This window comes from Vibrio sp. MMH1-50, from assembly GCF_022347645.1.
Classification (GTDB): domain Bacteria; phylum Pseudomonadota; class Gammaproteobacteria; order Enterobacterales; family Vibrionaceae; genus Vibrio; species Vibrio harveyi.
Map to the genome: position 1 here is coordinate 1 of NZ_JAKRGG010000040.1, position 20437 is coordinate 20437.

Consider the following 20437-nt stretch of genomic DNA (forward strand, 5'->3'; position numbering starts at 1 on the left):
ACCAATTCTCTTCTGAGAATATGCGACACTAGCTCAGTTGGTAGAGCGCAACCTTGCCAAGGTTGAGGTCACGAGTTCGAACCTCGTGTGTCGCTCCAATTTGATAGCCTTCATTGTGCTTAACAATGACATTGCGACACTAGCTCAGTTGGTAGAGCGCAACCTTGCCAAGGTTGAGGTCACGAGTTCGAACCTCGTGTGTCGCTCCAATTTGATAGCCCTCATTGTGCTTAACAGTGACATTGCGACACTAGCTCAGTTGGTAGAGCGCAACCTTGCCAAGGTTGAGGTCACGAGTTCGAACCTCGTGTGTCGCTCCAGCTTTATAGCTTTCATTGTGCTTAACAATGAATTGCGACACTCGCTCGTTTATAGAGTAAAAACTTGTCAAGGTTGAGGTCACGCCTTTCTGTTATAGATAGGGGAACCTCGTGTGTCGCTTCAATTCTTATTACTGCAAAAGCAGTGATACACGGACGCGGGATGGAGCAGCTTGGTAGCTCGTCGGGCTCATAACCCGAAGGTCGTCGGTTCAAATCCGGCTCCCGCAACCAATTCACATCGCTCTTTTCATAATGCTGCGAAGCATGAACCCCTGAAAACAATATTTAATCCGCATCACTCGATGTCGGACGATTTCGTTTGTGTTTTAAACATGAGACGACTTGTCTGAACAGCGAATAATCTGGTGTTCGGGCCCCTTTCTGCTCTTTAATTAACAGAGTTATCCACATATGTCATTCTGTGGATAAGTTGGTTGATAAAGTGTTCTCAGCTTCAATTTGAAGGACTGTAAAGAAAGATCTTTTCTTTGTGAGGGCTCAATAAAAGCTTTCTGTAATTGCGTAACTGCTTGTTTTGTATGGTAAAACTTACTTTTATTGCGGATCGGATGCGTTAAATTAGGATCATTAATTTGTGTTTTTTTGATCCTAGTCATTTCTTCAGGTTGTGTTTAACTTTTTTATCTTCCCCGAATTCCTTCGACTCTATAATTTTTTTCCACATGACAAAATTGAGAACAAGGTCATGAATTGATCGTGCAAAAAGAGTTTTCAATCTCTTGCATATGAGCTACGCATTATGCGTCTCTTGGAAGTCCTTTTTCTACGATTCTGATTAAACGCTTTTTCTTGGTCTCAATAGAATCCGATTCATTTGCTGGAAGTTGGTTGAATTGTTGTGCAAGAGCCCATTCAATGTGTTCATCGAGCAGTTCACTTTCACCGCGTCTTGCTTCTAGGGCATCAATTGTTCTCTGGCTGTATTCTGCATTGCCAAGTGCGACAGAAATATTACGTAGCCATTGCAGGTGTCCAATTCTACGAATTGCTGACCCTTCCATTTGTTTTAGGAAGGTTGCCTCATCCCAGTTGAACATGGTAACGAGATCTGGGTCTTCAAAACTCTCGCGGCGATGAAAATCCTCTTGCTCAGTGATTTCTGCATATCGGTTCCAAGGGCAAACTAATTGGCAATCGTCGCATCCATAGATACGGTTTCCCATCGGTTTGCGGAACTCTTCTGGGATCACACCATCAAACTCAATCGTGAGATATGAGATACAGCGTCTCGCATCCACGACTTTTTCATCGACAATCGCTTGTGTCGGACAAGATGTGATGCAAGCTTTACATTTGTCACATTGATCAACGCTTGGTTCATCAACAGGCAAAGGTAAGTCGATAAGCAGCTCACCAAGGAAAAACCAAGAGCCGCAATCTTTATCCAAAATCAGAGAGTGTTTGCCAGTCCAGCCTAATCCGGCTTTTTGCGCCAATGGACGTTCAAGGATCGGGGCTGAGTCGACAAAAGGGCGATAGCCAAATTGTCCGACTTCTTGCTCAATAAGTTTGCCAAGTTTATTAAGCTGTTTTCTCACCAATTTGTGATAGTCACGCCCGAGCGCGTAACGGCTGATATAAGCGTGGTTTTTGTTTGCCAGATTGGAAGCAAACTTTGCTTCTGGTGGCAAGTAATCCATACGTACGCTAATCACTCGCACGGTTCCCGGCAAAAGTTCATTTGGTCTGGCGCGCATCATGCCGTGACGAGCCATCCAGTCCATTGAACCGTGGTAGCCTTGATCAAGCCATTTTTGCAGAGCCGCTTCATGTTCACTAAGATCAACATCGCAGATACCGACTTTCTGAAAGCCGAGCTCTTTACCCCAAATTTTGATTTGTTGAGCGAGTTGTTCGAAGTTCATGTTTTATCACCGAGATAAAGGGGGGCGGATCTTACCGGATCTTATGAATTGGTGCTACCAGAAAGTCTAGACATAAAGTCGAGAAATAGATTTTGAAACAAAGTCATCAAAAGTTGACGCAGGCATGAGCAATTTTGTTTATGCATTCAATAGAATCAGGTAATTAGGTTTTGCCTTATTGGCTACTTTTTTCGCACATATGACATTTGAAAGCTTGTCTCTCAAAACCAACACAGTTTACTATTCCTGTTCTTTTGATTTTTATATAGTCAACGATCATTAGTTAGAGAAACATCAATGAGCACGAAACAATTTAACCTGAAAGATGAGCATGAAACGGTAGCACTAGGTACCGCGTTGGCTCAACTTTGTTCCCAACAAACCACTATTTATCTGCATGGCGATCTGGGTGCGGGTAAAACAACCTTTAGTCGTGGTTTTGTCCGTGCTCTTGGCCATCAAGGAAACGTAAAAAGCCCGACCTATACTTTGGTTGAACCTTATCAGCTGGATAAGTGGCAAGTTTACCACTTTGATCTATACCGACTGGCAGATCCTGAAGAGTTAGAATTCATGGGGATTCGCGATTACTTCACGGATGATGCGATTTGTTTGGTTGAATGGCCAGAAAAAGGGCAAGGAATGCTGCCACAACCGGATCTTGATGTGGATATTCGCTACCAAGGCGAGCAGCGCGTAGCCGAACTTACGGCAAATAATGAATATGGTGTGCAGTTACTCAGTCGATTGGAGCTATGTTGAGTCTTTCAAAATTTAGAGTAGTGGCGGCATTTGTCGCCACTTTTCTCCTTATCATCCCCAATTTAGCATTTGCTAACGTCGTTAAAAGTTTCCGAGTTTGGCCTTCACCAGATGAGACTCGTGTTGTCATCGATTTAAGCGCGGAAGCTGACTATTCCTATTTCTCTTTATCTGGACCGGATCGCTTGGTCGTGGATATTAAAAACACGTCTATGCAAGCTAAGTTGCCTGTTACGGTAACGGACAGTCCTGTGTTGAAGCGTGTTCGTAAAAGCTCTCCGCCAAACAAAAGCACATACCGTTTGGTTTTTGAGTTGAAGAAGAGCGTCAAAGCTGAACTGTTTACGCTAAAACCAACGCCAGGTGGTCAGTATGGTCATCGTTTGGTGATTGATTTGCCACATGGGGCGAAAACATCAGCGGCGGCGAGTAATACTTCTAAGCCGAGCAAACCGGCAAAACCAAGCAAAGACATGAGTACGGTCCAACGTGCACAAGAGATTCTGATCGTGATCGACCCAGGCCACGGTGGTGAAGATCCTGGTTCAATTGGTCCATCACGTCGAAAGTATGAAAAAGACGCGGTATTGAGCATCTCTCGTAAGCTTTCTGCCCAGCTAAATGCAGTACCTGGCATCAAAACTCGCATGACTCGTACTGGTGACTACTTCGTCAACTTGAATCGCCGTGTTGCGATTGCTCGTGAACATGACGCACACTTATTAATTTCGATTCACGCCGATGCGTTTACTTCTCCTAAACCTCGTGGTGGTTCGGTGTTCGTGTTAAATACTCGTCGTGCCAATACCGAAATTGCACGTTGGGTAGAGAATCACGAGAAACAATCTGAGCTACTTGGTGGCTCTGGAACGGCATTTGTGAGCAATTCAAATGACCGTAACGTCAACCAAACTTTGTTAGATCTTCAGTTCAGCCATTCGCAAAAAGAAGGTTATAAGTTAGCGACAAACATTTTAGGTGAGATGGGCAAAGTTGCTCGCCTGCATAACTCGAAACCAATCAATACCAGCTTGGCAGTTTTGCGTTCTCCGCAGATTCCTTCTGTTTTGGTTGAAACGGGCTTTATCTCGAACCCAACGGAAGAGAAGTTACTATTCCAACGCTCTCACCAAGATAAGCTAGCGCGTGCGATTACTAAAGCTGTCGTACAGTACTTGAAAGATAATCCACCAGAAGGCACTGTGTTCTCGTCTTCTGCGAAACCTGTCGTGCATACCGTGAAGCGTGGTGAATCGCTTTCTGTGATTGCACAGAAATATGGCTCGTCGACCAAAGCGATCATGAGTGCGAACAAACTCAAATCAAGCGGTTTAGCCGTCGGTCAGAAGCTGAAAATCCCGGGTACAGGTGCCGTTTCAGTATCCATCCCGAATAAACCTAACACGGTAGAAACTGAGACAATTACGCACACTGTTAAATCTGGCGAGTTCCTCGGTAAGATCGCAAGTCACTACAAAGTGAGGATTGCTGATATCCGCCGTGAAAATAATTTGAAATCAGATACGCTTTGGGTCGGTCAGAAGTTGAAGATCACCGTTGCGGTGAAAGACAAACCAATTCGCAAACACAAGGTTGCTCGTGGAGAATACCTAGGCAAGATTGCGTCGAAATATGGTGTCAGTGTCTCTAGCATTCGCAAAGCGAACAACTTGCGCTCTGATGAGCTTGCCGTCGGGCAGGTACTGATTATTCCAAACAAGTAAGTGAACTGATAACTCATCATGACCATTAAGATTTTGCCAGCACGATTGGCAAACCAAATCGCGGCAGGGGAGGTAGTTGAAAGACCTGCCTCTGTCGTGAAAGAACTGGTAGAAAACAGTCTCGACTCTGGTGCAACCCGTATCGATATTGATATCGAGAAAGGTGGCGCTAAGCTAATTCGTGTGCGCGATAACGGCAAAGGGATTGTGAAAGATGAGTTAGGTTTGGCGCTAAGTCGCCATGCTACGTCTAAGATCCATACATTGGACGATCTCGAAGCCATCGTGAGTTTGGGGTTCCGCGGTGAGGCGTTAGCGAGTATTAGCTCGGTGTCGCGCTTGACCATGACTTCTCGTCCAGCCGCACAGGAACAAGCGTGGAGTGCCTATTCTGAAGGGCGTGACATGAAGGTCAAACTCCAACCGACGGCGCATCCAATTGGTACCTCAGTTGAAGTCTTAGACCTGTTCTTTAATACGCCTGCGCGCCGTAAATTCCTCCGCACGGAAAAAACCGAATTTGCTCACATCGACGAGCTGCTAAAGCGTATTGCGTTAAGTCGCTTTGATGTCACTATCAATGTTCGCCACAACGGTAAAATGATTCGCCAATACCGCGCGGCAAAAAATCAGCTTCAAACAGAAAAACGCATTGCTGCGGTATGTGGTAATGCTTTTGTGCGTAATATGCTGCGCATCGAACTGGAACATCAAGGGCTCAAGCTTCATGGTTGGATTACAACGCCAGAAGGGGCTAGGCAGCAAAGTGATCTACAATATTGCTACGTGAATGGCCGCATGATGCGTGACAAATTGATCAATCACGCGATTCGTCAAAGTTACGAAACCAGCCTCAAACCTGATCAATTCGCGGCGTATGTATTGTTTATTGAGATCGATCCGCACCAAGTGGATGTTAACGTGCACCCTGCAAAGCATGAAGTGCGTTTCCATCAAGCACGTCTGGTGCATGATTTCATCTATCAAGCGTTGGCAGATGCCCTTGCGCAAAGTTCAGTGATTGATAAGCCACATGTGAATGAATCTGCATTCCACCACGCAGATCCTATTGAGGTAGCAGAGTCACTTGAGGCAATGACGTCTCTCCCTGAACCAGAAAGTTCGCCAGAGGCAACTAGCACTCCAGAACTAACTGGTGCTCCAGAACATATCGCTTCCCCAGTGCCAGAACGCGTGTATCAAGCGATTGATAATACCCCAGCCTATCCGGGGCGCTCAGACTACGAAACGAAACCTCGCGATCGTATGCCAAGCGATTCCTCTGTGCGGGAAGCGCGCGTAGCAGACTCGTTCAAGAGAACAGATTGGATTGAATCAAAACCTGCGCCTAAACCGAGTGCACACAAAGAACAGCGTCATGCTGAGCCAGCACCAAGCAAACAAGAGGTGCGTGCGTATCATGAATTGCTACAGACACCTGATTTTGAACCTCGAAGCGAAACCAGTGCGGCTGCGATCACTAATCAAGCAGAGACAGCTTTAACCCCAGTGATGGCGCTGAGCAAAGCTTTAGCTGTGGTCGATGAGCAGTACGTATTAATGAGCAGCGACAGTGGTGTGGCTTTGGTTGCACTACCAAGAGCTGAGTTCTATCGAACCAAAGGGCAACTCACACCAAGTGATGGTGCATTAAAAGCGCAACCACTACTGGTACCATTATCGGTGAAATTGGAGCCGGAGTTGGTTCAACTTGCGCAGGATTACCAACAAGATTTTGCTCAGTTAGGCATTCAGCTAAAAGCTCGAAATGATAAAGCCTTGATGGTCATGGGCGTACCTTCACCATTGCGTCAACAAAACTTACAAAATTTGATACCAGATCTGTTATCTTACGCGCAAACTCGCGTGACGAGGGAAGTGGCAACGGCTCAGTTATTATCTGAGCTGATAGATTGGCTTGCTTTGCAGGTCACCACAGTTAAGAGCCACTATACTCTTTCCGAAGCCATCCAAATTATTGCGGAACTTGAACAGCTAAGACATGGTCAATTGCCATTAGAAGACACGAAATTTGTGTCTGCTGTTGATTTCTCTGCCACGATTGCCAAATTAAGACCATGACAGACAAACTACCTTTGGCGCTATTTTTAATGGGGCCAACTGCATCAGGTAAAACAGAGCTAGCGATTCGTCTTCGCCAGAAATATCCGGTTGAGATCATCAGCGTGGATTCGGCGTTGATCTACAAAGACATGAACATTGGTACGGCGAAACCTGATGAGCGCGAGCTGAGTCTAGCGCCGCATCGTCTCATCGATATTCTTGACCCGAGCGAATCGTACTCTGCGGCGGACTTCCGTCGTGATGCACTACAAGCAATGGATGACATTGTTGCAGAAGGAAAAATTCCGCTCTTAGTTGGCGGTACAATGCTGTATTACAAAGCGTTACTTGAAGGCTTATCACCTCTTCCTGCTGCAAATCCTGAAATTCGTCAGCAAATTGAGCAAGAGGCATTGACTAAAGGTTGGTCGGTGTTGCACGATGAGCTGAAAGAGATTGATCCTGTATCAGCTGCGAGAATTCATCCAAACGATCCTCAACGTTTATCGAGAGCGTTGGAAGTCTTCCGTATTTCAGGTAAAACTCTTACTGAGTTGACTCAAACTAAAGGCGACAGCTTGCCTTACCGAGTCAAACAGTTTGCAATAGCTCCCAAGGACAGGGCAGAACTTCACCGTCGAATTGAACTGCGTTTCGATAAGATGATGGAAGCGGGTTTTGAAGAGGAAATGAAAGCGTTGTATGCGCGCAAGGATCTTCACCCTGATCTTCCTTCTATTCGTTGCGTTGGCTACAGACAGATGTGGGAGTACTTAGATGGGGACTGCACACGTGACGAAGCCGTTTTTCGTGGCATTTGTGCAACTCGTCAATTGGCCAAGCGTCAAATCACCTGGTTACGCAGCTGGAATGATTTAACTTGGTTGGATAGCGATAACATTGAACAGGCACTTGAAACCATGTCAGAAGCAATAGCATCTGATTGAGATAGCTGTGTATAATGTGATCGTTTTTGCGTGAACGCACTCTCAAAGGATCTGTTATTGGCGGTTTTTATACTATGCTGCTAATTACTTAGGGTGCATTTTTGATTCGTTTAGCTCAGATGCAAAAAGCAGTACCTTTTGCATTGCACCACTAGCTAAATAATTACAACTACAAATTAAATAAGGAAAATAAAATGGCTAAGGGGCAATCTCTACAAGACCCATTCCTAAATGCGCTACGTCGTGAGCGTATCCCGGTATCTATCTACCTTGTGAACGGTATCAAACTGCAAGGTCAGATCGAATCTTTCGATCAATTCGTGATCCTATTGAAGAACACTGTTAACCAAATGGTGTACAAGCACGCAATCTCTACAGTTGTGCCGGCTCGTCCAGTAAGCCACCACAGCGGTGATCGTGCTCAAGGTGATCGTCCACAAGAGAAATCTGAAGATTAATTCTTCATTTAGTATTTTTACAATAAGGAGTTGATTGCTTGTTTGACCGTTATGAATCCGGTGAGCGAGCCGTACTTGTTCATATCAACTTCACGCAAGAAGGTGAATGGGAAGATCTAGCTGAATTCGAAATGCTGGTTTCTTCCGCTGGGGTAGAGACGCTACAAGTTGTGACTGGTAGTCGTCAATCCCCACACCCGAAATACTATGTCGGAGAGGGTAAGGCACAAGAAATTGCTACTGCGGTGCAATTAACTGGTGCTGAAATTGTGATTTTTAATCACTCCCTCTCTCCTGCCCAAGAACGTAACCTCGAAGCACTGTGCAAATGTCGAGTTCTCGACCGCACCGGTCTCATCCTCGATATCTTTGCTCAACGAGCACGAACACACGAAGGTAAGCTACAAGTTGAGCTAGCCCAACTTCGCCATATTTCTACTCGTTTGATTCGTGGTTGGACGCACCTTGAAAGGCAGAAAGGCGGTATCGGTCTACGTGGTCCAGGTGAAACCCAGTTAGAAACCGACCGTCGTTTATTGCGTGACAGAATCAAAGCTATCTTGCGTCGACTTGAAAAAGTGGCCAAGCAGCGTGAACAAGGACGCCGTGCCCGAAACCGAGCTGAAATACCAACCATTTCTCTCGTGGGCTACACCAACGCGGGTAAGTCGACACTCTTCAACCGTATTACAGAAGCTGGCGTTTACGCGGCAGATCAACTGTTTGCTACTCTTGACCCAACTTTACGTAAGATAGAGTTAGCAGATGTAGGACCTGCAATACTTGCAGATACTGTTGGTTTTATCCGACACCTGCCTCACGATTTGGTTGCTGCCTTCAAAGCAACCTTGCAGGAAACGCAAGAAGCTGACATTTTGTTACATGTTGTTGATGCCAGTGACGAGCGTTTTCGTGAGAATATTCAAGCTGTTCATGAAGTCTTAGAAGAGATCGATGCACATGAAGTGCCGACGCTCGTAGTAATGAACAAGATTGACAATCTAGAAGAGCAGAAACCACGTATAGAACGAGATGAGGAAGGCGTGCCTCGTGCGGTCTGGGTTTCTGCAATGGATGGATTAGGCATTGATCTTCTGTTTGACGCGCTGACCGAGCGTTTAGCGTCGCAAATGGTTGAGCATCAGTTGCGAATTCCTCCACAGTATCAAGGACGATTCCGTAGTACATTCTTCCAAATGAAGTGTATTCAACGTGAGGAATATGACCAGGAAGGTAACTTGTTGATCGATATTCGAATGCAACAGGTAGATTGGTCTAGACTTGAAAAAAGAGAAGGGGCAGTTTTAGTCGACTTTATAGTCACTTAAAGGACTGCTACAGTATAACGTCATATCAAATGATGGAGCTTTCTAATGGCGTGGAATGAGCCTGGAAATAACAACGGCAACAATGGCCGCGATAATGACCCTTGGGGTAATAATAATCGTGGTGGCCAGCGTCCTGGTGGCCGAGATCAAGGTCCGCCAGATTTAGATGAAGTGTTCAGCAAACTGAGTCAAAAGCTGGGTGGCAAGTTTGGTAAAAAAGGCGGCGGTGGTTCTTCTATCGGCGGTGGCGGTGGTGCAATTGGCTTCGGCGTAATTGCGGTTATTGCGATTGCGGTGTGGTTCTTCGCTGGTTTTTACACCATCGGTGAAGCAGAACGTGGTGTTGTGCTGCGTTTAGGTAAATACGACCGTATCGTAGACCCAGGTCTGAACTGGCGTCCTCGTTTTATCGACGAATACGAAGCGGTTAACGTGCAAGCGATTCGTTCGCTACGTGCATCTGGTCTAATGCTGACAAAAGATGAAAACGTAGTAACAGTAGCAATGGACGTTCAATACCGTGTTGCTGACCCATACAAATATCTATACCGCGTAACCAATGCAGACGACAGCTTGCGTCAAGCAACAGATTCGGCGCTACGTGCGGTAATTGGTGACTCACTGATGGATAGCATCCTAACAAGTGGTCGTCAGCAAATCCGTCAAACGACACAAGAAACGCTAAATCAAATCATCGATAGCTATGATATGGGTATCGTGATTGTTGATGTGAACTTCCAGTCTGCGCGTCCGCCAGAGCAAGTTAAAGATGCGTTTGATGATGCAATCGCTGCGCGTGAGGATGAAGAGCGTTTCATCCGTGAAGCAGAAGCTTACAAGAACGAAATCTTGCCGAAAGCAACAGGTCGTGCAGAGCGTTTGAAGAAAGAAGCGCAAGGTTACAACGAGCGTGTAACCAACGAAGCTCTTGGTCAAGTAGCTCAGTTTGAAAAACTGCTGCCTGAATACCAAGCGGCACCTGGTGTAACTCGTGACCGTCTGTACCTAGATGCGATGGAAGAGGTTTACTCAAGCACATCGAAAGTGTTGATTGACTCTGAATCTAGCGGCAACCTTCTTTACCTTCCAATCGATAAACTGGCTGGTCAAGATGGTCAAACAGACACTAAACGTAAATCGAAATCGACTTCAACGTACGATCACATCCAATTGGAATCTGAGCGTTCGCAAGAAGACACTTCGAACACGCAGTCTCGTTCAACTGGTACACGTCAAGGGAGATACTAAGAATGCGTAAGTTAATGATCCCTGTACTGGTCATCGCACTGGCATTGATGCTGATGTCACTGTTTGTGATTCCTGAAGGCGACCGCGGTATCGTGGTTCGATTTGGTCGTGTCTTGAAAGACAACAACGACATTACTCGTATTTACGAGCCGGGTCTGCATTTCAAAATGCCTTTGTTTGACCGCGTGAAAACACTAGATGCGCGTATCCAAACAATGGATGGTCGTGCTGACCGTTTTGTAACGTCTGAGAAAAAAGACGTAATCATCGATACCTACGTGAAGTGGCGTATTGAGGATTTCGGTCGTTACTACCTAGCAACTGGCGGTGGTAACACGCTGACTGCTGAAGCGCTTCTTGAGCGTAAAGTAACAGACGTTCTACGTGCAGAAATCGGTTCTCGTGAAATCAAGCAAATCGTATCTGGTCCACGTAATAACGACGTACTTCCAGAAGACGCAAGCAGTGATGAAGTGAGCACTGAGGCGGCTCGTGAAGCATTAGAAATCGATGGCGAACGTGACCTAATCATGTCTGAAGTGTTGAAAGACACGCGTGACAGCGCAATGAAAGACTTGGGTGTTCGTATCGTCGACTTCCGTATGAAGAAGATCAACCTACCAGATGAGATCAGTGAATCTATCTACCGTCGTATGCGCGCAGAGCGTGAGTCGGTAGCTCGTAAACACCGTTCTCAAGGTCGTGAGAAAGCAGAAGTAATCCGCGCACAAGCTGAGCTTGAAGTAGCGACGATTCTTGCTGAAGCAGACAAAACAGCTCGTGTAACACGAGGTGAAGCGGATGCAGAAGCAGCGAAGATCTACGCAGATGCGTACAACAAAGATCCTGAGTTCTTCAGCTTCCTACGTTCTCTAAAGGCTTACGAGAAATCGTTCAGCTCTAAGAGTGACATCCTTGTTCTGGATCCGAAGAGTGAATTCTTCCAATACATGAACAACGCGAAAGGCGCAGAAGCGAAATAACCTAAGCGTTACCGCAAATTGAAAAGGCTCCGTTATGGAGCCTTTTTTGTATCTTTTGTTTCTAACGGTATCTGCTAGACAAATTCAAGATAGAGTCAGAAGCGTGATTAACTCATCATGATAGCGATGACAGCCCCTGCTACCACTAAGCAACCACCAATACGACGTAATTGGTTATCTGGCTGCTCACTCAACTGAGCCACCATGTTGCGCCAGCCATTTGGGGCGACCAATGGTCCAATACCTTCAACAATCAATACTAGCCCTATCGCTAGCCAAATAGACTCAGACATCATGATTCCTAGTTGAATTCTGAAAAGTAAATATTATCAGCGATGTAGTGATTTCGAAATGAGCTGGGGTGGCGAGTTTGCATTCTAGTATCAACTCTGTGAACAAAAAATGACTGCAAGAAGAGTGATTCGGTGCTAGAATCCATTTTTAACTAGCAATCAGACTTGGAAAGATGGGAAATAACGTAGTCGTTCTAGGCACCCAATGGGGTGACGAAGGTAAAGGTAAAATCGTAGACCTTTTAACTGAAGATGCAAAATACGTGGTACGCTACCAAGGCGGTCACAACGCAGGTCACACACTTGTAATTGACGGTGAAAAAACCGTTCTTCACTTAATTCCATCAGGTATCCTTCGCGATAACGTAAAATGCGTTATCGGTAACGGTGTTGTACTATCGCCTGAAGCTCTAATTAAAGAAATGAAACCTCTTGAAGAGCGCGGCATTCCAGTACGCGAACGTCTTTTCATTTCTGAAGCATGTCCTCTAATTCTTCCTTACCACGTTGCAATGGACCAAGCTCGCGAAATCGCTCGCGGTAAAAAAGCTATCGGTACAACGGGTCGTGGTATCGGTCCAGCATACGAAGATAAAGTTGCTCGTCGCGGTCTACGCGTTGGCGACCTATTCGATATGGCTACTTTTGCAGAGAAACTAAAAGAAGTAATGGAATTCCATAACTTCCAACTAGTTAACTTCTACAAAGCTGAGCCAGTAAGCTACGAAGAAGTACTTGAGCAAGCGAAAGGCTACGCTGAACTACTAACTTCAATGGTTATCGACGTAACTGACGAACTAGACGCAGCACGTAAGCGCGGCGACAAGATCATGTTCGAAGGTGCACAAGGTACTCTACTTGATATCGACCACGGTACTTACCCGTACGTAACTTCTTCTAACACGACTGCTGGTGGTGTTGCTGCAGGTTCTGGTTTCGGTCCTCGTCACATCGGTTACATCCTTGGTATCGCGAAAGCTTACTGTACTCGCGTTGGTGCAGGTCCATTCCCGACTGAGCTATACGACGGTCTAGACAAGCAAGATCCAGTAGGTAAACACCTAGGTGAAGTTGGTCACGAGTTCGGTGCGACAACAGGTCGTTTACGCCGTACTGGTTGGTTCGATGCTGTTGCTATGCGTCGTGCAATCCAAATCAACTCTGTATCTGGTTTCTGTCTAACTAAACTAGACGTACTAGATGGTCTAGAAGAGCTAAAAATCTGTACTGGTTACAAGATGGAAGATGGCTCTACGCTAGAAGTTTCTCCGATGGCTGCTGAAGCATTCGAAAAAGCAACGCCTATCTACGAAACAATGCCAGGTTGGTCTGAGAACACATTCGGTGCGAAATCAATCGAAGAGCTACCACAAGCTGCTCTAGATTACATCAAGCGTATCGAAGAGCTAACTGGCGTGCCAGTAGACATCATCTCTACAGGTCCTGACCGTAACGAAACTATCATTAAGGTTCACCCATTCGAAGCTTAATCGATACTCGTTAGAGATTATAAAAACCGGCTTTTATAGCCGGTTTTTTTGTATCTGTGAGTTGGGTTCACTGCCGAAAAATGCGACTCGCCGTGGCAAATATTTGCCGTTAAGCTTAAGTAGGAGGCAAAAATTGCCTAAAGCTTAACTGACCTTTGCCGATAAGGTTATCAAGCAGAGGAGATCCTTGGCTGATCTTTGGTTTCTTAGATACCTTAAAGAGTACATTTATGAAGTTACGAACAGTGGCTGCTTCACTGTTATTGATGCTGAGTGCGACATCGGCTTGGGCAGATGTTGCCGATGTAGGGGCGCCTGTCCCCATCTACACCGAAGCAGAGCTTATTAAGCTTATTGAGCAGAATAAGCACTTAGAACGCGTGCGCGCTGATAACTGCCAGCTAGTGGAAGATATCGTGGCACGTGCGACGCGCATTAACTTGCCGTCTTATGAATTCCTTTATGGCGATATGTTGGCGTGGGGCGTATGTGTAGAGCAAGACGTAGAGCTCGGTCTGTACTACATGGAAAACGCAGCCCACCAAGGCTTGCCAGCTGCACTAGAGCAGCTAGGTCGCTATTACTCTCGCGGTACTTTAGTCCAACAAGATAAAGAACGTGCAATCCCATACCTGCGAGAAGCGGCGGCAATGGGCAACTTAAATGCGCGTATTCATCTTGCTGAGCTATTGCTGCGTGATTACGGTAGCCCTTTGGATTACGAAGATGCCTACCGTTGGCTTTATAATTCGGTGACTGCCGATCAAAGAAAGCACAAACGTATTGCGATGCTGAGAAACGGTCTTGAGCAACGCATGCCACAAAACATTATTGCGCGCGCTAAGCGCCGCGACACCTTCTGGTAGGTGTACTTTTAAAACACCAGTAACTTCATAAAGCTCTGCCAATAGATACAACAAAGCCCACATCATGTGGGCTTTGTTGTTTTTCCCGAAGCGTAATTGCAGGCGATTAAACGACTTTGTGTGGACCAAAGCACTCGTAATGGAACTGCTCTTGCGCTACGCCAAGCTCAAGCAATTGTTTCGCGACGTGCTGCATAAAGCCAACAGGACCACAGAAGTAGACTTGTACGTTGTCTTGCTTAAGGGCTGCTTCAATTTCAGTTAAGTTGACGAAACCGGTGAAGTGGAAGTCTTCACCAATCTTGTCTTCTGCTGTTGGTTGGTTGTACCAAATCAACGAGTTCATGTTCTCTTTAGCATTTACGAGCTGGTTTACGTGCTGTCTGAATGCGTGTTGTTGACCGTTTTCTGTAGCATGTACCCATGTGACTGGTGCTTGGTGCTCAGAAAGGCTCTCAAGCATTGATAGAGTCGGAGTTAGACCAACGCCCGCTGATACCAAAACAACCGGTGTAGCCGCGTCCACATCCATAAAGAAATCACCCGCAGGTGCTGCAAGTTGCACCTTATCGCCGATGCTCAACTCATCGTGAAGGAAGTTCGATACTTTACCGCCTTCTTCACGTTTTACCGAGATACGGTAAGTGTTCTCTTGAACCGCAGAGGATAGGCTGTATTGGCGAATCTCTTGGTTTTCGAACTTATCACTGTTGATGTAGATACCTAGGTATTGACCAGGTTTGTACTCAGAAACCACTTCACCATCGGTTGGTTTGAAAACAAAGCTACAGATGTTTTCGCTCTCAAGCTGCTTGCCCACCAACTCAAATTCACGCAGACCACGCCAGCCACCTTGCAGTGCTGCATTCTCTTGGTAGATTTGCTCTTCACGCTGAATAAATACATTGGCCAGCACGCCATAAGCTTCTGCCCATGCATCAATCACTTCCTGACCTGGAGAGAACAACTCGTCGATCGTCGCAAGTAGATGTGTACCAACGATTTGGTACTGATCTTTGGTGATCATAAAACTGGTGTGTTTATGGGCGATTTTTTCTACTGCACCAAGCAGTGCTGGTAGGTTATCGATGTTGGTTGCGTAAGCGCAGATTGCATTAAATAGAGCTTCACGTTGGTCACCATTACGCTGATTACTCATGTTGAAAATGTCTTTCAACTCAGGGTTATGGGTGAACATACGATCGTAAAAGTGTGCCGTTAACTTCGGACCGGTTTCAGCAAGAAGTGGTGCGGTTGCTTTCACGATATCAATGGTTTGGTTGCTGAGCATAATGGCTTCCTATTTAAAGTTGTATTTGTAATGCATGTTTAAAGTTGTATCTCAAATGTATCTTTCGATCAAGAAAAGAATTACAATTTTGCTACTACAGAGGATAGCAATATGCAGTTAACTAGCTTTACCGATTATGCGCTCAGAACCTTGATTTACTTGGCTTCATTGCCAAAAGATGAGCTGACAAATATTACCGAAGTGACTGATTTATTTGGTGTATCACGTAACCATATGGTGAAAGTGATTAACCGTCTTGGTCAGCTTGGTTATGTGCATACGGTGCGCGGTAAAAATGGTGGTATTCGTTTGATGAAAGCGCCGCAAGAAATCACTGTCGGTGGTGTGGTGCGTGATTTAGAGCCATTAGATTTGGTGAATTGCTCTGTAGAATTTTGCCATATCACGCCGGCATGTCGTCTAAAAGAAAAGCTAGCGAAAGCGAAAATGGCGTTTTTGGCTGAATTAGATGGTTGCACGATTGAAGAGCTATTAAGTGATAATTCTGAACTGCTGATCTTACTTACCCGTCCTTAGCCTTCTTAACGTTCTATAAATCTTCTCACTGACACTCTTTTTTAAAGCAATTTCTGTAGCTTATCGAGAGACTCGGATATACTAGCTCTATACCTTCCTTGCTAGATAGGCGTGCCTATGTCAGACAATATTCCAAACGATCCTTTCGCAGATCGTGAATCCAAAAATTACGAAAATCCAATCCCAAGCCGAGAGTTCATTCTTGAGTTTCTAGAAGAAGCGGGCGTACCGATGAATCGCAATGATTTGTTTGAAGCGCTAAAACTTGAAGGTGAAGAGCATTACGAAGGTTTACGCCGTCGACTGCGCGCAATGGAGCGTGATGGTCAGCTCGTATTTACGCGCCGTCAGTGTTACGCGTTGCCAGAAAAACTTGAGATGGTGAAAGGTTACGTAATTGGTCACAAAGATGGTCATGGTTGGGTTCGTCCAGAAGGCAGTGCCGGCAAGGATAATGACATTGTACTGCCGCATCACCAGATGAAGCACATCATCCACGGTGACTACGTGTTGGTGCAACCAACTGACAATAGCAAGCGTGGTCGTCGTGAAGGTCGTCTTGTTCGTGTTTTAGAAGAGCGTAACACGCAGATCGTGGGGCGTTTCTTCCTTGAATACGGCTACTCATACGTTGTGCCAGATGACTCTCGCATCAGCCAAGATATTCTGATCCCAAATGAGCACAAAGCAGGTGCTCGTATGGGTAACGTGGTCGTTATTGAGATTACTGATCGCGGCTCTCGCTCACGTGGCATGATGGGTAAAGTGGTTGAAGTTCTTGGTGAGAACATGGCGCCGGGCATGGAAACGCAAATAGCAATCCGTACCCACCAAATTCCACACGATTGGCCAGCAGCCGTCGATAAACAGATCGAAAATCTGGGCGAAGAAGTTCCAGAAGAAGCAAAAGAAGGTCGTGTCGATCTACGTGACTTGCCGCTAGTAACCATTGATGGCGAAGACGCTCGTGACTTTGATGATGCTGTTTACTGTGAGAAGAAAAAGAGTGGCGGTTGGCGCCTATGGGTCGCGATTGCTGACGTAAGTTACTACGTGCGTACAGACTCTGCGCTGGACAAAGAAGCCATCAACCGTGGTAACTCGGTATACTTCCCATCGCAAGTTGTGCCAATGCTACCTGAAGTGCTATCAAACGGTTTGTGTTCACTTAACCCTCAGGTTGATCGCTTGTGTATGGTATGTGAGATGACCATCTCTGACACCGGTAAGCTATCAGGCTATAAACACTACGAAGCTGTGATGAACTCGCATGCGCGTCTGACTTACAACAAAGTGGGTGCGATTCTAGAAGGGGATGAAGAGCTGCGCATGCGTTATCACGCTGTCGTTCCTCACCTTGAAGAGCTGCACGCGATGTACAAAGTACTTAAAGAAGCGCGTGATAACCGTGGTGCGATTGAATTCGAAACCGTTGAAGCTAAATTTATCTTCAATGCGGATCGTAAGATTGAAAGCATCGAGCCGGTAATTCGTAACGACGCACATAAGATCATCGAAGAATGTATGATCCTAGCGAACATCGCTTCAGCGTCTTACGTTGAGAAAGCAAAAGAGCCAGCGTTGTACCGTGTTCACGAATCTCCGGGTGAACTGCGCCTGCAGGGGTTCCGTGATTTCCTCAGTGAGCTAGGTCTGGATCTGAAAGGTGGTTTAGAGCCATCACCAACCGATTATGCAGATTTGGTAAAACAAATTGCAGAACGTCAGGACAAAGAACTGATTCAAACCATGTTACTGCGCTCAATGAAGCAAGCGGTATACAACGCAGACAATGCCGGTCACTTTGGTCTAGCGCTGAAACGTTACGCGCACTTCACGTCGCCAATTCGTCGTTACCCTGACCTGTTGCTGCACCGCGCAATCAAGTACCTGATTGCTAAAGAAGAAGGTCGCAACCAAGATCGTTGGACACCAACTGGCGGTTACCATTACTCGTTTGACGACATGGACTTCTACGGTGAGCAATGTTCGATGACAGAGCGCCGTGCAGACGACGCAACTCGTGAAGTGGCAGATTGGTTGAAGTGTGAATACATGCAAGACCATGTTGGCGACGAGCTGGATGGTGTTATTGCCAATGTAACCAGCTTTGGTTTCTTTGTTCGTCTGACGGAACTGCATATCGATGGTTTGGTGCATATTTCAACGCTAGCGAACGACTACTACCAATTTGATCCTATTGGTCAAAGACTTATCGGCGAAAGCTTCGGTAACATCTATCGCCTAGGCGATGCGGTAAAAGTGAAAGTGCTTGCGGTTAACTTAAATGACAAGCAAATTGACTTTGAATTAATCGAAACAAGCCGTAAGCTACGCGGCAAAGGTAAGACTGCGAAGAAACGCGCAGCGGATGCCAAACGCAAAGCGAAAGAGAAAAAACGTGCGGCAACCAAAGGCGGAACTCGCGCGAAGCCGATGATTGAACCTACCAAGCACCCAGAACCTGCGGAAGCAGGCAGTGCTCGCAAAGGTAGCGCGAAACGCGGTGACGCAGAAGGTACGAAAAAGCTGAAGAAAGCACGCAAGAAAAAGCCACACAGTAAGCCGAGAAAGACTAAGCGTACTAAGAGCGACGCTGAGTAGGCTGAATCGCCAATCTAGTCTGGATTTAAAGGGGTAGATTGGCGCAGGCAATACGACCAGAACAACAGGTTAAACAATGAGTAACGAATTTATCTACGGCATTCACGCAGTGAAGGCGGTATTGGAGCGCGAACCAGAGCGTTTTATCGAAGCATTTGTACTAAAAGGTCGTCAAGACGATCGCCTAATGCCAATTTTAAATGACCTTCAGGTATGTGGTGTTTCGATTCAGCAAATGACACGTAAAACCTTGGATGACAAAGCGCGTGGCGCAAACCACCAAGGCATCATCGCTCGCGTGAAGCCAGCGAAACAGCTGAACGAAAACGACATCGATGGCATCCTCGCGCAACACGAGTCACCGCTACTATTGGTGTTGGATGGCGTGACGGATCCGCATAACCTAGGTGCTTGTCTACGTAATGCCGACGCAGCTGGCGTAGCAGCGATCATCGTACCGAAAGATCGCTCTGCACCGATGAACGCAACTGTAAGCAAAGTAGCTTGTGGTGCAGCAGAAGTCGTGCCATTGATCCGAGTGACCAACTTGGCTCGTACTATGCGTACACTGCAAGAGCAAGGCATCTGGTTTGTTGGTACGGCGGGCGAAGCAACGCACGATATTTACCAAGCAAAACTAACGGGTCCTCTTGCTATCGTAATGGGGGCAGAAGGTGACGGCATGCGTCGTCTGACTCGCGAAACCTGTGATGATTTGATTAAGATCCCAATGGCAGGTAGCGTTTCAAGCTTGAACGTATCTGTGGCATCTGGCATTTGTTTGTTTGAAGCGGTTCGTCAGCGTATTGCTGCAAAGTAATTGCTAAATAAATTTCTAATAAACAAATAGTTACTACAAAGTCAGACACAATGATAAAAACAAAGGATGGGGTGCCATCCTTTGTCGTTTTCACCGATTTATAAATAAAAATCTTCAGGGAAGTTATGACTCAACAAGACATTAAATTCATCGCCTTCGATCTTGATGGTACGTTGCTTGATAGCGTGCCAGATCTCGCGGTAGCGGCTGACCAAGCAGTACAAGCGCTTGGCTTTCCATCGGTTTCAGAAGAACAAGTTCGTGACTATGTTGGCAACGGCGCAGATGTGCTGATTGGACGCTCATTAAGCCAAAGCCTGACTATCAACCCTGAACTGAGCGAAGAGCTTCGTGCAAAAGCGCGTGTACTGTTTGATGACTACTATGATAAAAGCGGTCACAAATTAAGCCACCTTTACCCGACGGTAAAAGAGACACTGGAAGAGTTACACAAAGCCGGCTTTGTTATGGCATTGGTAACCAACAAGCCTTCGAAGTTTGTGCCTGATGTTTTAGAAAAGCACGACATCGCAAAATACTTTGTTGATGTGCTAGGTGGCGATGCATTTCCAGAGAAAAAACCAAACCCAGTAGCACTGAACTGGCTGATGGAAAAACACCAAATCCAACCAAGTGAAATGTTGATGGTCGGCGACTCGAAGAACGACATTCTCGCGGCAAAGAATGCAGGCTGTGCCTCATTTGGTCTGACTTATGGTTACAACCACGGTGAGTCTATCTCTGCATCAAATCCAGATTTTGTCGCTGACAGTTTGGCAGAATTATTGGACGTTGTAGCGGTTTCTGCATAAC

Annotated in this window: 17 protein-coding genes and 4 tRNA genes; 18 read left to right on the plus strand and 3 right to left on the minus strand. The window is 46.1% G+C overall.

Going from position 1 to position 20437, the window contains the following annotated elements; genetic code table 11:
- The first annotated feature begins 22 nt into the window (after positions 1–22).
- The 4 genes from MHO32_RS21550 to MHO32_RS21565 all read left to right on the plus strand — a co-directional run bounded on the left by MHO32_RS21550 (position 23) and on the right by MHO32_RS21565 (position 554).
- Positions 23–98: transfer RNA gene (locus tag MHO32_RS21550), tRNA-Gly, on the plus strand.
- A gap of 35 nt (positions 99–133) precedes the next feature.
- A tRNA-Gly gene (locus tag MHO32_RS21555) sits at positions 134–209 on the plus strand.
- A 35-nt stretch (positions 210–244) separates the two neighbouring features.
- Positions 245–320 (plus strand) — tRNA-Gly (locus tag MHO32_RS21560).
- 157 nt (positions 321–477) lie between these two features.
- Positions 478–554 (plus strand) — tRNA-Met (locus MHO32_RS21565).
- 527 nt (positions 555–1081) lie between these two features.
- On the opposite strand, the gene queG is transcribed toward MHO32_RS21565, so the two are convergent.
- Positions 1082–2209 (minus strand): tRNA epoxyqueuosine(34) reductase QueG, encoded by a 1128-nt coding sequence (gene queG, locus MHO32_RS21570; RefSeq protein ID WP_005451394.1) that lies wholly within the window; start codon positions 2207–2209, stop codon positions 1082–1084.
- Between the two features lie 297 nt (positions 2210–2506).
- On the opposite strand from queG, the gene tsaE reads away from it, so the two are divergent.
- From tsaE to hflC, 8 genes are all read left to right on the plus strand, one after another.
- Positions 2507–2971 (plus strand): tRNA (adenosine(37)-N6)-threonylcarbamoyltransferase complex ATPase subunit type 1 TsaE, encoded by a 465-nt coding sequence (tsaE, locus tag MHO32_RS21575; protein ID WP_005438321.1) that lies wholly within the window; start codon positions 2507–2509, stop codon positions 2969–2971.
- Entirely contained in the window at positions 2965–4695 is a 1731-nt protein-coding gene (locus MHO32_RS21580) for a LysM peptidoglycan-binding domain-containing protein (RefSeq protein WP_005451397.1), read from the plus strand. The genes tsaE and MHO32_RS21580 overlap by 7 nt, the downstream gene beginning before the upstream one ends.
- A gap of 18 nt (positions 4696–4713) precedes the next feature.
- Complete coding sequence (gene mutL / locus MHO32_RS21585) at positions 4714–6777, plus strand: DNA mismatch repair endonuclease MutL (RefSeq protein ID WP_239213897.1); 2064 nt, start codon at positions 4714–4716, stop codon at positions 6775–6777.
- Positions 6774–7706 carry a tRNA (adenosine(37)-N6)-dimethylallyltransferase MiaA gene (gene miaA, locus MHO32_RS21590; RefSeq protein WP_005451402.1) on the plus strand — a complete coding sequence of 311 codons (933 nt, stop codon included), beginning with the start codon at positions 6774–6776 and terminating at the stop codon, positions 7704–7706. The genes mutL and miaA overlap by 4 nt, the downstream gene beginning before the upstream one ends.
- Before the next feature lie 194 nt (positions 7707–7900).
- Entirely contained in the window at positions 7901–8164 is a 264-nt protein-coding gene (hfq, locus tag MHO32_RS21595) for an RNA chaperone Hfq (protein ID WP_005451405.1), read from the plus strand.
- Between the two features lie 38 nt (positions 8165–8202).
- Positions 8203–9492, plus strand: a complete 1290-nt coding sequence (hflX, locus tag MHO32_RS21600) for a ribosome rescue GTPase HflX (protein ID WP_005451407.1) — start codon at positions 8203–8205, stop codon at positions 9490–9492.
- 45 nt (positions 9493–9537) lie between these two features.
- Positions 9538–10740 (plus strand): FtsH protease activity modulator HflK, encoded by a 1203-nt coding sequence (gene hflK, locus MHO32_RS21605; protein ID WP_005451415.1) that lies wholly within the window; start codon positions 9538–9540, stop codon positions 10738–10740.
- Positions 10741–10742: 2 nt separating this feature from the next.
- Positions 10743–11723, plus strand: a complete 981-nt coding sequence (hflC, locus tag MHO32_RS21610) for a protease modulator HflC (protein WP_005438334.1) — start codon at positions 10743–10745, stop codon at positions 11721–11723.
- 107 nt (positions 11724–11830) lie between these two features.
- On the opposite strand, the gene MHO32_RS21615 is transcribed toward hflC, so the two are convergent.
- Positions 11831–12016, minus strand: a complete 186-nt coding sequence (locus MHO32_RS21615; RefSeq protein ID WP_005451416.1) for a DUF2065 domain-containing protein — start codon at positions 12014–12016, stop codon at positions 11831–11833.
- A gap of 173 nt (positions 12017–12189) precedes the next feature.
- On the opposite strand from MHO32_RS21615, the gene MHO32_RS21620 reads away from it, so the two are divergent.
- Positions 12190–13506: an adenylosuccinate synthase gene (locus MHO32_RS21620; protein ID WP_005451418.1), complete on the plus strand. Its 1317-nt coding sequence runs from the start codon at positions 12190–12192 to the stop codon at positions 13504–13506.
- A gap of 230 nt (positions 13507–13736) precedes the next feature.
- Positions 13737–14372 (plus strand): flagellar protein MotX, encoded by a 636-nt coding sequence (motX, locus tag MHO32_RS21625; RefSeq protein WP_005451422.1) that lies wholly within the window; start codon positions 13737–13739, stop codon positions 14370–14372.
- A gap of 106 nt (positions 14373–14478) precedes the next feature.
- Here motX and hmpA read toward each other — a convergent pair whose 3' ends face one another.
- Positions 14479–15663 (minus strand): NO-inducible flavohemoprotein, encoded by a 1185-nt coding sequence (gene hmpA / locus MHO32_RS21630; protein WP_239213900.1) that lies wholly within the window; start codon positions 15661–15663, stop codon positions 14479–14481.
- A gap of 111 nt (positions 15664–15774) precedes the next feature.
- Here hmpA and nsrR point away from each other — a divergent pair, with 111 nt between their 5' ends.
- The 4 genes from nsrR (at position 15775) to MHO32_RS21650 (ending at position 20436) form a co-directional block, all read left to right on the plus strand.
- Positions 15775–16200, plus strand: coding sequence for a nitric oxide-sensing transcriptional repressor NsrR (gene nsrR / locus MHO32_RS21635; RefSeq protein WP_005451426.1), 426 nt, complete (start codon positions 15775–15777; stop codon positions 16198–16200).
- Positions 16201–16317: 117 nt separating this feature from the next.
- Positions 16318–18804 carry a ribonuclease R gene (rnr, locus tag MHO32_RS21640; RefSeq protein WP_239213903.1) on the plus strand — a complete coding sequence of 829 codons (2487 nt, stop codon included), beginning with the start codon at positions 16318–16320 and terminating at the stop codon, positions 18802–18804.
- Between the two features lie 76 nt (positions 18805–18880).
- A complete protein-coding gene (gene rlmB / locus MHO32_RS21645) occupies positions 18881–19624 on the plus strand; it encodes a 23S rRNA (guanosine(2251)-2'-O)-methyltransferase RlmB (protein ID WP_005451431.1) in 744 nt (247 codons plus the stop codon).
- A 125-nt stretch (positions 19625–19749) separates the two neighbouring features.
- Positions 19750–20436 carry a phosphoglycolate phosphatase gene (locus tag MHO32_RS21650; RefSeq protein WP_017190936.1) on the plus strand — a complete coding sequence of 229 codons (687 nt, stop codon included), beginning with the start codon at positions 19750–19752 and terminating at the stop codon, positions 20434–20436.
- The last annotated feature ends 1 nt before the right edge of the window (position 20437 follow it).

Excerpts from the sequence above, each read along its gene's own strand:
- rnr (WP_239213903.1), top strand. The coding sequence starts at position 16,318 with ATGTCAGACAATATTCCAAACGATCCTTTCGCAGATCGTGAATCCAAA.
- nsrR (WP_005451426.1), top strand. The coding sequence starts at position 15,775 with ATGCAGTTAACTAGCTTTACCGATTATGCGCTCAGAACCTTGATTTAC.
- queG (WP_005451394.1), bottom strand. The coding sequence starts at position 2,209 with ATGAACTTCGAACAACTCGCTCAACAAATCAAAATTTGGGGTAAAGAG.
- miaA (WP_005451402.1), top strand. The coding sequence starts at position 6,774 with ATGACAGACAAACTACCTTTGGCGCTATTTTTAATGGGGCCAACTGCA.
- hfq (WP_005451405.1), top strand. The coding sequence starts at position 7,901 with ATGGCTAAGGGGCAATCTCTACAAGACCCATTCCTAAATGCGCTACGT.
- MHO32_RS21620 (WP_005451418.1), top strand. The coding sequence starts at position 12,190 with ATGGGAAATAACGTAGTCGTTCTAGGCACCCAATGGGGTGACGAAGGT.
- hmpA (WP_239213900.1), bottom strand. The coding sequence starts at position 15,663 with ATGCTCAGCAACCAAACCATTGATATCGTGAAAGCAACCGCACCACTT.
- rlmB (WP_005451431.1), top strand. The coding sequence starts at position 18,881 with ATGAGTAACGAATTTATCTACGGCATTCACGCAGTGAAGGCGGTATTG.
- MHO32_RS21580 (WP_005451397.1), top strand. The coding sequence starts at position 2,965 with ATGTTGAGTCTTTCAAAATTTAGAGTAGTGGCGGCATTTGTCGCCACT.
- hflC (WP_005438334.1), top strand. The coding sequence starts at position 10,743 with ATGCGTAAGTTAATGATCCCTGTACTGGTCATCGCACTGGCATTGATG.
- hflK (WP_005451415.1), top strand. The coding sequence starts at position 9,538 with ATGGCGTGGAATGAGCCTGGAAATAACAACGGCAACAATGGCCGCGAT.
- MHO32_RS21615 (WP_005451416.1), bottom strand. The coding sequence starts at position 12,016 with ATGTCTGAGTCTATTTGGCTAGCGATAGGGCTAGTATTGATTGTTGAA.
- tsaE (WP_005438321.1), top strand. The coding sequence starts at position 2,507 with ATGAGCACGAAACAATTTAACCTGAAAGATGAGCATGAAACGGTAGCA.
- MHO32_RS21650 (WP_017190936.1), top strand. The coding sequence starts at position 19,750 with ATGACTCAACAAGACATTAAATTCATCGCCTTCGATCTTGATGGTACG.
- mutL (WP_239213897.1), top strand. The coding sequence starts at position 4,714 with ATGACCATTAAGATTTTGCCAGCACGATTGGCAAACCAAATCGCGGCA.
- motX (WP_005451422.1), top strand. The coding sequence starts at position 13,737 with ATGAAGTTACGAACAGTGGCTGCTTCACTGTTATTGATGCTGAGTGCG.